Raw genomic sequence first — 12,154 nt, 5'->3', positions numbered from 1 at the left:
CGGCGGCGGAACCGAGGCGCGGGAGTGGACGGCCCCGAAGACGGACCGGGCGGACCGCGGGCCATGCTGGACGTGACCTCGCAGGTGTTCGGGGTGCGGTTCCCGGACGACGCGGTCATCGGCGAGGAGCGGCAGCCGCTGGAGGACTTCCTCGCCTCGCTCGACCTGACCCTGTCCCTGCCGGCGCCGGACGATCTGGCGGCACTACCCGACCCGTCCCGCCACGAGGCCGGCCTGCACGCGATCGCCCGCGCTACTGTCGGCTGCGATGCCACCAACCAGCGGGAGCTCGGCCAGCGCTGCTCGCCCACCCCGCTCACCCACGCCCTGCTGAAGACGGACACCCAGCGCGCCCGCTGACCACCGTCGAGACGCTCGCCGGGTTCGACGCCACGTCACCCGGTCGTGCCGCCGTGGTGCGCGAGCCTGAGACCGCGGCAGCGGCGCTCGCCCAGTTCGTGGCGCTGATCTCCGACCGCGGCGCTCTTCAGTAGCGGTCTCCGGGCGTTTTGCGAGGTCCTGGCTGGGGCGGTCCACGAGGCGGTGCGCCCGCACGGCATATCCACCGGTAAGGACCAGGAGACAAGAGAGCCGAGGGCGATCAGTGTGCGCAGCACCGGCAGGTCAGGGGGCAGATCCCGGTTGAGGTAGGGGGCAGGCCGTCGTGCAGGACCGGTGCGGTACAGGCCATGCGCTGGCGCGGCTTGCCAAGGTGTACGACGTCATCCCTGACTAGGCCACGTGCAGCGGTAGCTCCACGACCCCTTGGGTCGGGTCGTGCAACTCGTCCAGCGACTCCGGCAGACGCCGTCGGAACTTCTCCCGGTACAAAGCGAGATCCGAGGCGACCGCATCCGAGAGGGGCTTGGAGCGGATGCGGAGTGCTGCGGGCTGGAGGACATGCCTCCATTGTGACCGCAGGGCAGCGGCAAGGGACATGATGCGCGAGCTTGCTTCCGCAGTGAGCAGAACGGGCTGGTGGGGGGTGTGTGAGTGTGACCGTAAGGCAGTGAGTCGACCACCCGGCCCCACATGTCCTCGTCCATGAGTGGTTCAGGCCGACGCCCTGCCCGTGACCCATCACGTGTGTAGGGCCGGGCAATCAGTCCCTCAGCCGCGGAGACCGACAACCTCCCGATCCGGCCCAAAAGTCCCTGAGAAGTCCCACAGACGAAGCCGAATCCCCTCCTGACTCACATACGTGCAGGTCAGGAGGGGTTTCGCCTTACCTTTTCTTAGAGCTTTCAGATGTCCCGGAAGATCTCGATCTGCGCCCCGATCGAGTTCAGCCGTTCCGCCAGGTCCTCGTAACCGCGGTTGATGACGTACACGTTGCGCAGGACCGATGTGCCGTCCGCCGCCATCATCGCCAGCAGGACGACCACGGCCGGGCGGAGGGCCGGCGGGCACATCATCTCGGCGGCGCGCCAGCGGGTGGGGCCCTCGACCAGGACGCGGTGCGGGTCGAGCAACTGGAGGCGGCCGCCGAGGCGGTTGAGGTCGGTCAGGTAGATGGCGCGGTTGTCGTAGACCCAGTCGTGGATGAGGGTCTGGCCCTGGGCGGAGGCCGCGATGGCTGCGAAGAACGGGACGTTGTCGATGTTGAGGCCGGGGAACGGCATCGGGTGGATCTTGTCGATCGGCGCCTCCAGCTTGGAGGGGCGCACGGTCAGGTCCACCAGGCGGGTACGGCCGTTGTCGGCGAAGTACTCCGGGGTGCGGTCGTGGTCGAGGCCCATCTCCTCCAGGACCGCGAGCTCGATCTCCAGGAACTCGATGGGGACGCGGCGGACGGTGAGTTCCGACTCGGTGACGACGGCGGCGGCCACCAGGCTCATCGCCTCGACCGGGTCCTCGGAGGGGGAGTAGTCCACGTCGGCGTCGATGGTGGGCACGCCGTGCACGGTGAGGGTGGTGGTGCCGATGCCGTCGACCTTGACGCCCAGCGCCTCCAGGAAGAAGCACAGGTCCTGGACCATGTAGTTGGAGGAGGCGTTGCGGATGACGGTGACGCCGTCGTGCCGGGCGGCGGCGAGGAGCGCATTCTCGGTGACCGTGTCCCCGCGCTCGGTCAGCACGATCGGGCGGGCGGGGCTGACGGAGCGGTCCACCATCGCGTGGTACTGGCCCTCGGTCGCGGCGATGTCCAGGCCGAAGCGGCGCAGTGCGATCATGTGCGGCTCGATGGTGCGCGTACCGAGGTCGCAGCCGCCCGCGTAGGGCAGCTTGAAGCGGTCCATGCGGTGCAGCAGCGGGCCGAGGAACATGATGATGGAGCGGGTGCGGCGGGCGGCGTCCGCGTCGATGGCGTCCAGGTCCAGCTCGGCGGGCGGCACGATCTCCAGGTCGACGCCGTCGTTGACCCAACGGGTGCGCACGCCGATGGAGTTCAGGACCTCAAGGAGGCGGTAGACCTCCTCGATGCGGGCGACGCGGCGCAGCACGGTGCGGCCCCGGTTGAGGAGCGAGGCGCACAGCAGGGCCACGCACGCGTTCTTGCTCGTCTTCACGTCGATGGCACCGGACAGGCGCCGGCCGCCCACCACGCGCAGGTGCATCGGACCGGCGTAGCCCAGGGAGACGATTTCGCTGTCGAGGGCCTCGCCGATCCGGGCGATCATCTCAAGGCTGATGTTCTGGTTGCCGCGCTCGATGCGGTTGACGGCGCTCTGGCTGGTACCGAGCGCCTCGGCCAGCTGTGCCTGCGTCCAGCCCCGGTGCTGCCGGGCGTCGCGGATGAGCTTGCCGATGCGTACGAGGTAGTCGTCTGCCATGGGGCCGAGGCTATCTCAGATATGAGATGGCACCTCTTGGGGGGTCCATTCGGGTGACGTGACGTCAGTGTCACCTGGTCCGGCGGGTGCGACGCCATCCGAAGGGTCCGGGCAAATCCACCGATGTCGTGCGACGTCCCGTACTGCTCCGGGTGTACCGGGGGCCCTTCGAGCTGCCGGTGGTGATGGACCAGGACCGCTTGTTGATGTTCAGCCGCACTCCCGGAAGGATCCGAAAGCTCTTGCGAAAGGTAAGCGGCATGGCTGCCTCCGTTCAAGTCGGGGGAGTTGACTCCGTCCCCGGCTCGGATACCCCGAGGAGGCCCACTGATGGCTTTCGGCCGAATTCCGGCTGATGGCTTCCGGCCGGCTTCCGGGCCCCCGCACGGCCGGTCACCGTACGGCGCCCCGTGCCCCGTCGGGCCGCGCAGGCGAGACAGGGGGCATGCGACACGAGGGGCCTGTCCGTAATGGCTTGATCACTCCTTTGGAGCATGTTCTTCTGTTCGAGACCTAGGCACGGCAGGCACCTGATGCGGTCGTGCGTGTCCGACACCGATACTCACGGGGGAGCTCATGAGGCTTGCGAAGAGCGGGGCGGACCATGTCCGGCACCTGCACACACTCGGCCCGCGCGGCACGAATCTGGAAGCGGCGTCCCACGAATGGCTGCGACGGCGCGGAGTCCGGGGGACGGTGGAGCTGCACTCCTCCATCGAGACCGCGCTGGACGCCGTTCCCGACGACGGGGAGCACGCGCTGGTCGCCTGCGCCGTCTATCCGGCGTTACACACCCTGGTGTTCGGGAACCTGCACCGTCTGCACATGGTCGACAGCTTCATCATGCCGACGCACAACATGGTGCTCGCCACCCGCGGGGCCGACGTGCCCGCCACGGTCGCCTCGCACCCGGCGCCCACGGGCCTCGTGCCCGCCGGTACGGAGATCCGGGAGGTCCTGAGCAACTCCCGGGCGGCCATCGAGTGCGCCGAAGGCCGCGTCGAAGGCTGCATCACCACCATCGTCGCGGCCCGGAACCACGGACTGCGCGTGGTGCGGGACTTCGGCGCCGTCCCGATGGTGTTCACCGTGCACCAGGTTCTGGCGGTCGGCGTCGGCGACGACGACGAGCGGCTGCTCCCGGCGGGGGCGGCCCTGTGACCGACACCACGGCCGCCGCCGCTGCCACCACCACGGTCGGTACCACTGCGACTGCCGCCGCTCCGGTTCCCGCGGGGCTGCTGGCCGACGCCGACGAACTCATGAGGGTCCTCATACCGGACGTCGACCGATTCCGGCGGCGGCAGGCGGGCGACGGCACCGTGCCGGGAGCGACCGCGGAGGACGACGCCCTGCTCGGCCGGATCCGCGACGAGGCGTGCGCCTGGTACACGCGGCACGGACGGGACGGGCAGGCCACCGCCCTGGCGGCCGACGTCGACGACTGGCTCGCGGCCGGCCTCGGGACCCGGCCGCACTTCGCCCGCTCGCGGGACGCCCTGCCCGTGCCCGAGGACGGCTCCGCCGTCTTCTTCCTCGCACCGCTGCAGAGCACCAACAGCGCGCCGCCCGTGGGCAAGCGGCTGGACTGCTTCTTCGCTCTGCGCAAGGAGCCCGCCGCGCTGCCGGAGCTGGCCGAGGCGTATCCGCATCCCCGGAACAACTGCCAGTCGCTGGTCCTGATCACCGGCAGCGCGGGCTTCCGGCAGGGCAACTGCCTGGTCTTCTTCCCGGAGAACGTGGCCGCTCACGACAAGATCAGCGAGCAGCCGTATGCCATGTTCTTCTACAACAAGATGCGGAAGATCCACGAGACGTACGCGCTGCCCGGTGCGGCGGTCGTCCTGACTCCGGAGTCGCTTCCGCGCGCGTCCACGGGCCTGGACCCCGACGTGTGCTTCGAGGCCCGCGCCATCTGGGGCTATCTGCACGATTCGATGCACTATCAGGGGCTGTGGCCGTTCGACCAGCACATCTCGCTGAAGATGAACTGGTTCGTCGGCCTGCTGGAGGAGATCAAGGTCGACGCCAAGACCGTACTGGCCTGTGCCGACAGCGGTGTCGTCCCGTTCGCCGCCGAGCAGATCGACATGATTTTGCTGGAGCGGGTGTTCCGCTACCCGCAGGCCGACGACGCCACCCGCAACTTCGACTCGGGCACCGGGGTCCTCCTGTACTCCTGGCTGCGCGAGCACGGTGCGCTGGCCGGGTCCCCGGCCGACGGCGGCCTGCTGCGCTTCGACCGGGCCAAGGCGATCGACGCACTGCGCGCGTTCGTCGCCACCGTCGAGGCGCTGGAGGCGGAAGTCACCACCGACGACGAGTACCGCGCGGCGGCCAGGGAACTGGTCCGCCGGTACCTGCCCGCCCCCGAACCCGTCAAGGCCGGCCCGGTCACCTCCGCCTGCACCCCCCGTCGGCGTTACACGTTCACCGAGGACCAGCGGGTCCTGCTGCGCGCCAAGCAGGGGCTGGACCGGATGCCCGCGCTGGAGTTCGAGCGGGCGGAATGGTGAGGGCCGCTCCCCGGCCACCCGTCGGCCGGGGAGTCCGCCCCGGAGAACGCCTCGGGGGAAACCTCGCAGGACGCCCCGGGGGAGACTTCGCAGGGCGCCTTGTGGTGCCCGCCCTGTCGGTGCTGATGGTCGCCCTGCTCGCGGCCGGCTGGGTGCTCGCGGGGCATCTGGTCGACGGCGCACCGCCGTTGCTGGTGGCGGCCGGCCGGACCGCGGCCAGTTTCGTGGTCATCACCGTCATCGCTCTGCTGTACCCGCGGTCGCGGCCCCAGGTGCGGGCCGCGACCGCCCGCGGCGGCGGCGTGGTGCTGCTGGCCTTCCTCGGCTTCTTCGCGTACTACTCCGGAACGCTGCTCGGAACCGGCGTCATCGGCGCCTCCCGGGTCGGCCTGATCGTCTCCCTGCTGCCCTGCATCACCTTCGTGATCGGGATCGTCGCCTTTCGTGAGCCCTCCACGCGTCGCAAGGTCCTGGGCACGGTGCTGGCGGTGCTCGCGGCCTGCGGATACGCCCTGGCCGACGCCCCCACCGGGGACGGCGCGGGCTCCGGGGCCGACGGGGGCGTGCTGGTGGGCGGCGGGCTGCTGGCCCTCGGAGGCACCTTCACCTACGCGGTGTACGGCTACGTCTACCGGCGGCGCATGGCGGACCTGACGCCCGTCGCGGCCCTGCCCGCCATCACCGGGGCGGGCACGGTCATGCTGGGGCTGACGGTCGTGCTGTTCGTCCCGCTCGGAGGCGTCTCCGCGGCGGACTGGGGCGGCATCGCCGCCCTGGGGGCGGTCCTCACTGCTCCGGTCTTCCTCATCTCCCACGAACTCATCCTGCGCAAGGGGCCGTTGTTCACCTCGGCCATCGCGCTGGCCGTGCCGTTCCTGGTGCGCCTGGGGGAGTGGGCCCTGGGCCGCGAGCCCGCGCCCGGACCCCTCGTACTGCTGATGCTGCTGCTGTGCGCGGGCGGCGTGTGGCTCACCATCGGCGGCGCCCGCCCCGCTCCAAGCGCCGAGGAAGCCACGACAGCCGAGGAAGCCACGACAGCCGAGGAAGCCACGACAGCTGAGGAAGCCACGGCGGCCACGGCAGCCGAGGCGGCCACGGCGTCAGCGGCAGCCGCGGACGGCGACACCCACCCGGCGCAGGGAACCGAGCCCCGCCTCCCGCACGGAACCGGCCCCCGCCTCCCGCAGGGACCCGAAACCGGCCTCCCGCAGGGAGCCGAGGCGCACACCCGGCAAGGAACATCGTGACCGCAAAGGACCTCGTGATGACGACGCACCACCCCGGACGCACGCGGCCCACCCGGCCCACCCTCGTCCTGGTCCACCAGCGCACCTCGCTGCCCTGGGTCTTCGAGAGCGCGGAGCGGGCCGGGATCGACCTCGTGCTCGTGCCCAGGCCCGACGAGGCGGTGCCCCGGGACGGGTTGCCGCCCGCCGTGGTGGACGTCCTGCGGCTGGACGTGGAGGCCGACCCGGCCGGGGCGCTGGACGCCCTGCGGCGGCGGTACGAGGAGCGCCCCTTCCAGGGCATCGTCACGCTCTACGACCCCGCCGTGCCGTTCGTCGCCGAGGCCGCCGAACTGCTCGGGCTGCCCGGTATCGGCCGTGACGTGGCGCTCGGCGCGCAGGACAAACGCGTCATGCGGGAGCGGCTGGCCGCGGCGGGCCTCAACGTGCCGGGATTCGTCCGGCTGGACCACCCGGACGACTGGGAGAAGGCGGCGCGCCTGGCCTTCCCCGTCGTGGTGAAGCCGGCCCACGGCTTCTCCAGCCTCGGCGTGACCAAGGCGCAGTCCCCGGGGGACCTGAAGGACGTGGTCGACGAGGTGTGGCGGACCTGCGCCGCCAAGCTGGGCCGGGTCGACGGCCTGGTCGTCGAGGAGTACCTGGACGGCCCCGAGTTCGCCGTGGAGTCCCTCGCCCACGGCGGTGACGTGCGGATCCTGACCATCGGCTACAAGGGCGACCCCCAGGGCCCGCACTTCGAGGAGGGCGTCTACCGCGCGCCGGCATCCCTGCCCGCCGACGTCGAGGAGGACATCCGCCGCGAGGTGACGGCCGCGCACCGGGCCCTCGGCATCACGGACGGGCCCACCCACACGGAGCTGCGGCTCCGGGGCGGTGTGACGCCGTATCTGCTGGAGATGGGCGCGCGGATCGGGGGCTCCGGGGTGTCCCAGTACATCGCCTCCGGGGTGACCGGCATCGACTTCGCGGCCCAGGCGCTGCGCATCGCCGCCGGGACCGCCACCGAGCCCCTGGCCTCCGGCCCGCCGCCGGAGCCCGTGGGGGCCGCGGCCAACTACATCGTCCCGTGCGGCGGTTCCGGCCGGATCAGCGCGATCCACGGCCTGGCCGAGTTGCGCGACGACCCCCGGGTCGACCACGTCGTGCAGATGCTGTTCCCCGGCGACGTCGTGCGCCCCTACCCGGACTTCACCGGCTATCCGGCGTTCGTGCTGTCCCGGCACGCCGACATCGCCGGGGCCGAGGAGTTCCACCGGTTCCTGGAACGGTCCATCCGCATCGAGTTCACCGCCGACGAGACGGATGACAACCAGGGCTCCGACAGGACCGACAGGACCGACACGACCGACAGGACCGATACGACCGGCAGGACCGATGGCACCGACGCCACCCGGAGCACCGGCAGAACCGACGGCACCGACCACGGGGAGCCGCAGTGACCTCCGTTCCGTTCGACGACCGCGACGGGGTGATCTGGCTGGACGGGGCGTTCGTGCCGTGGCGCGACGCCCGCCTGCACGTCCTCTCCCACGGCCTGCACTATGGCGGCGGGGTCTTCGAGGGCATCCGCGTGTACGACGGCCGGCCGTTCAAGTCCGCCGAGCACTTCCGGCGGTTCCACGCCTCGGCACGGGAACTGAACTTCACCATCCCCCACAGCGTCCCGGACCTGGACGCCGCCCTGGAGGAGACGGTCCGGCGGCAGGGCATCGTCGACGGCTATGTCAGACCCGTGGCCTGGCGGGGCAGCGAGCAGATCGCGGTGTCCGGGGCGGGGACGTCCGTGCACGTCGCGATCGCCGCCTGGGAGTGGCCGCACGTGTTCTCCGGCGACGCGCACAGCCGCGGCATCACGCTGCACACGTCCCGGTGGCGCCGCCCGTCCCCCGACACCGCCCCGGTCCGGGCCAAGGCGGCGTCACTGTACGCCATCGGCACCCTGGCCCGCGACGAGGCGGAGGCGGCCGGCTGCGACGACGCCCTGCTCCTGGACCACCGGGGCCACCTGGCGGAGGCGACCGGAGCCAATCTGTTCCTGGTGACCGGCGGGTCCCTGCACACGCCGATCGCGGACACCTTCCTCGACGGCATCACCCGGCAGACGGTCCTGGCGCTCGCCCGGGACCTGGGGATCACCGTCCACGAACGGCACATCCGGCCCGGGGAGCTGCGCGACGCCGACGAGGTCTTCCTCACCGGCACGGCCTACGAGGTGCAGCCGGTGCGTGCCGTGGACGGACACGCCGTCGAGGTCGGCGACGTCACCGCGATGCTGTCCAAGGCGTACACGGAGCTGACCCGTTCCGCCGGGGCGCGGTAGACGCCACACGAGTACGGGCGGGCGGGAGCCGTTCCGAGGGCGGGCGCCCCACATGCCCCAGTCCCCTCGGTCCTTGGGGCTCCCGCCCCCCACCGGCCGCCGGCACGGCACCGCCCGGAGGGCGCCCCGCGCACATCCGCGGCCCCGCGCGGTCGTGGGTGCCCCCGTCGGGGGCACTCGGAGCGTGACGCAACACACGGGCGCACCGGGGCCCGCGCATGACCATTCGGCCTCGGTGTACTAGAGTTATCTCGACATCGAGATATCTACCGAGGAGCACTGCACCCGCCGCGGCGGTAAGGATTACCTAACTTAGCCTCACCTTAGCGGATCGGTCGAGACGTCGTGGCGGCGCCACGCGGCGCAGCCGCGCGGGGTCGCGGTGTGGTGGTACGCGCACATCAATGAAGGAGACTGTCGTGTCGGCGAACAGCTTCGACGCCCGCAGCACGCTGCAGGTGGGCGACGAGTCGTACGAGATCTTCCGGCTGGACAAGGTCGAGGGCTCCGCCCGCCTTCCCTACAGCCTCAAGGTCCTGCTGGAGAACCTGCTCCGCACCGAGGACGGCGCCAACATCACCGCCGACCACATCCGCGCGCTCGGCTCCTGGGACTCCCAGGCGCAGCCGTCGCAGGAGATCCAGTTCACGCCGGCCCGCGTGATCATGCAGGACTTCACCGGCGTGCCCTGTGTGGTCGACCTCGCCACCATGCGTGAGGCCGTCAAGGAGCTGGGCGGCGACCCGGCGAAGATCAACCCGCTGGCCCCGGCCGAGCTGGTCATCGACCACTCCGTGATCGCCGACAAGTTCGGCACCGCCGACGCCTTCAAGCAGAACGTCGACCTGGAGTACGGCCGCAACCGCGAGCGCTACCAGTTCCTGCGCTGGGGCCAGACCGCCTTCGACGAGTTCAAGGTCGTCCCCCCGGGCACCGGCATCGTCCACCAGGTGAACATCGAGCACCTGGCCCGCGTCGTCATGACCCGTGACGGCAAGGCCTACCCCGACACCCTGGTCGGCACCGACTCGCACACCACCATGGTCAACGGCCTCGGCGTCCTCGGCTGGGGCGTCGGCGGCATCGAGGCCGAGGCCGCCATGCTCGGCCAGCCGGTCTCCATGCTGATCCCGCGCGTGGTCGGCTTCAAGCTGACCGGCGAGCTGAACCCCGGCACCACCGCCACCGACCTGGTGCTCACCATCACCGAGATGCTGCGCAAGCACGGCGTCGTCGGCAAGTTCGTCGAGTTCTACGGTGAGGGCGTCGCCGCCACGAGCCTCGCCAACCGCGCCACCATCGGCAACATGTCGCCGGAGTTCGGCTCCACCGCCGCGATCTTCCCGATCGACGGCGAGACGCTCAACTACATGCGTCTGACCGGCCGTTCCGCCGAGCAGGTCGCGCTGGTCGAGGCGTATGCCAAGGAGCAGGGCCTCTGGCTGGACCCGAAGGCCGAGCCGGACTTCTCCGAGAAGCTGGAGCTGGACCTCTCCACGGTCGTCCCGTCCATCGCCGGCCCGAAGCGTCCGCAGGACCGCATCGTCCTCGCCGAGGCCAAGCAGCAGTTCGGCCAGGACGTGCGCAACTACGTCAAGGACGGCGGTGACGTCGACGAGGCCAGCAAGGAGTCCTTCCCGGCCTCCGACGCCCCGGCCATCTCCAACGGCGCCCCGTCCCACAAGGTGAAGGTCACCGCCGCCGACGGCACCGAGTACGAACTCGACCACGGCCACGTCACCGTCGCCGCGATCACCTCCTGCACCAACACCTCCAACCCGTACGTCATGGTCGCCGCCGCCCTGGTGGCCAAGAAGGCGGTGGAGAAGGGCCTGACCCGCAAGCCGTGGGTCAAGACCACGCTCGCCCCGGGCTCCAAGGTCGTCACCGACTACTTCGAGAAGGCGGGCCTGACCCCCTACCTCGACAAGGTCGGCTTCAACCTGGTCGGTTACGGCTGCACCACCTGCATCGGCAACTCCGGCCCGCTGCCGGAGGAGGTCTCCCAGGCGGTCAACGAGCACGACCTGGCGGTCACCTCGGTGCTCTCCGGCAACCGCAACTTCGAGGGCCGGATCAACCCCGACGTCAAGATGAACTACCTGGCGTCCCCGCCGCTGGTCGTCGCCTACGCGATCGCCGGTTCCATGAAGGTGGACATCACCCGCGAGGCCCTCGGCTACGACCAGGACAACAACCCGGTCTTCCTGAAGGACATCTGGCCCTCCGAGGCCGAGGTGAACGACGTCGTGGCGAACGCCATCGGCGAGGACATGTTCTCCAAGTCCTACTCCGACGTCTTCGCCGGCGACGCCCAGTGGCAGGCGCTGCCCATCCCGACCGGCGACACCTTCGAGTGGGACGCCGAGTCCACCTACGTCCGCAAGCCCCCGTACTTCGAGGGCATGCAGATGGAGCCGACCCCGGTCGAGGACATCTCCGGGGCCCGCGTGCTGGCCAAGCTGGGCGACTCGGTCACCACCGACCACATCTCCCCGGCCGGTGCCATCAAGGCCGACACCCCCGCCGGCAAGTACCTCACGGAGCACGGCATCGAGCGCCGCGACTTCAACAGCTACGGCTCGCGCCGCGGCAACCACGAGGTCATGATCCGCGGCACGTTCGCCAACATCCGCCTGCGCAACCAGATCGCGCCGGGCACCGAGGGCGGCTACACCCGCGACTTCACGCAGGACGGCGGCCCGGTCTCCTTCATCTACGACGCCTCGCAGAACTACCAGGCCGCCGGCATCCCGCTGGTCGTCCTGGCGGGCAAGGAGTACGGTTCCGGCTCGTCCCGCGACTGGGCGGCCAAGGGCACCGCGCTGCTCGGCGTCAAGGCCGTCATCGCCGAGTCCTACGAGCGCATCCACCGCTCCAACCTCATCGGCATGGGCGTCCTGCCGCTGCAGTTCCCGGAGGGCCACACCGCCGACTCCCTCGGCCTGACCGGCGAGGAGACCTTCTCCGTGACCGGCGTGACCGAGCTGAACGACGGCACCACCCCCAGCACGGTGAAGGTCACCACCGACACCGGTGTCGAGTTCGACGCGGTCGTCCGCATCGACACCCCGGGTGAGGCCGACTACTACCGCAACGGCGGCATCCTGCAGTACGTGCTGCGCGGCCTGATCCGCAAGTAGGCCGCACACCGGGCCACGGGCCCGGTACGGCACAGCAGTTGAGGGCACGTTGAGGGCCGCATCCCCGGCAGCGGGGATGCGGCCCTCGCCATCGTGCCCGTCGTGCCCGTTGTACGCTGGCACCTCACCGGACGACGGGGGTGGCGGTGGACCG

The 12,154-nt window shown here is 70.7% G+C and carries 9 protein-coding genes; 7 read left to right on the top strand and 2 right to left on the bottom strand.

The window, feature by feature from the left end; all coding sequences use genetic code 11:
• Window positions 1–63 precede the first annotated feature (63 nt).
• Window positions 64–360, top strand: a complete 297-nt coding sequence (locus ACIRPP_RS12450) for a hypothetical protein (protein WP_403640839.1) — start codon at window positions 64–66, stop codon at window positions 358–360.
• Window positions 361–1,244: 884 nt separating this feature from the next.
• On the opposite strand, the gene ACIRPP_RS12445 is transcribed toward ACIRPP_RS12450, so the two are convergent.
• Both ACIRPP_RS12445 and ACIRPP_RS12440 read right to left on the bottom strand, forming a co-directional pair.
• Entirely contained in the window at window positions 1,245–2,774 is a 1,530-nt protein-coding gene (locus tag ACIRPP_RS12445) for a helix-turn-helix domain-containing protein (protein WP_403640836.1), read from the bottom strand.
• 70 nt (window positions 2,775–2,844) lie between these two features.
• Window positions 2,845–3,036 (bottom strand): DUF4236 domain-containing protein, encoded by a 192-nt coding sequence (locus tag ACIRPP_RS12440; protein ID WP_403640834.1) that lies wholly within the window; start codon window positions 3,034–3,036, stop codon window positions 2,845–2,847.
• A 314-nt stretch (window positions 3,037–3,350) separates the two neighbouring features.
• On the opposite strand from ACIRPP_RS12440, the gene ACIRPP_RS12435 reads away from it, so the two are divergent.
• The 6 genes from ACIRPP_RS12435 (at window position 3,351) to acnA (ending at window position 12,000) form a co-directional block, all read left to right on the top strand.
• Window positions 3,351–3,935, top strand: coding sequence for a bacilysin biosynthesis protein BacA (locus ACIRPP_RS12435; protein ID WP_403640831.1), 585 nt, complete (start codon window positions 3,351–3,353; stop codon window positions 3,933–3,935).
• Entirely contained in the window at window positions 3,932–5,290 is a 1,359-nt protein-coding gene (locus ACIRPP_RS12430) for a DUF6421 family protein (RefSeq protein ID WP_403640828.1), read from the top strand. The genes ACIRPP_RS12435 and ACIRPP_RS12430 overlap by 4 nt, the downstream gene beginning before the upstream one ends.
• 104 nt (window positions 5,291–5,394) lie before the next feature.
• The gene (locus tag ACIRPP_RS12425) at window positions 5,395–6,537 is read left to right on the top strand and encodes a DMT family transporter (RefSeq protein ID WP_403640826.1); all 1,143 of its coding nucleotides are present in this window, start codon (window positions 5,395–5,397) and stop codon (window positions 6,535–6,537) included.
• Window positions 6,534–7,976, top strand: coding sequence for an ATP-grasp domain-containing protein (locus ACIRPP_RS12420; RefSeq protein WP_403640823.1), 1,443 nt, complete (start codon window positions 6,534–6,536; stop codon window positions 7,974–7,976). The genes ACIRPP_RS12425 and ACIRPP_RS12420 overlap by 4 nt, the downstream gene beginning before the upstream one ends.
• Window positions 7,973–8,857: a branched-chain amino acid aminotransferase gene (locus tag ACIRPP_RS12415; RefSeq protein WP_403640820.1), complete on the top strand. Its 885-nt coding sequence runs from the start codon at window positions 7,973–7,975 to the stop codon at window positions 8,855–8,857. Before ACIRPP_RS12420 ends, ACIRPP_RS12415 begins: the two co-directional genes overlap by 4 nt.
• A gap of 419 nt (window positions 8,858–9,276) precedes the next feature.
• Window positions 9,277–12,000 (top strand): aconitate hydratase AcnA, encoded by a 2,724-nt coding sequence (gene acnA / locus ACIRPP_RS12410; protein ID WP_403640817.1) that lies wholly within the window; start codon window positions 9,277–9,279, stop codon window positions 11,998–12,000.
• Window positions 12,001–12,154: the final 154 nt, after the last annotated feature.

Origin of the sequence: Streptomyces sp. NPDC101219 (genome assembly GCF_044767675.1) — a bacterium.
Lineage (GTDB): Bacteria > Actinomycetota > Actinomycetes > Streptomycetales > Streptomycetaceae > Streptomyces.
Note: the sequence above shows the minus strand (reverse complement) of the source record. Positions and strands in the feature narration are given on the sequence as shown.

Coding starts and splice junctions, on each gene's coding strand:
- ACIRPP_RS12445 (WP_403640836.1), bottom strand. CDS start 2,774: ATGGCAGACGACTACCTCGTACGCATCGGCAAGCTCATCCGCGACGCC.
- ACIRPP_RS12450 (WP_403640839.1), top strand. CDS start 64: ATGCTGGACGTGACCTCGCAGGTGTTCGGGGTGCGGTTCCCGGACGAC.
- ACIRPP_RS12440 (WP_403640834.1), bottom strand. CDS start 3,036: ATGCCGCTTACCTTTCGCAAGAGCTTTCGGATCCTTCCGGGAGTGCGG.
- ACIRPP_RS12435 (WP_403640831.1), top strand. CDS start 3,351: ATGAGGCTTGCGAAGAGCGGGGCGGACCATGTCCGGCACCTGCACACA.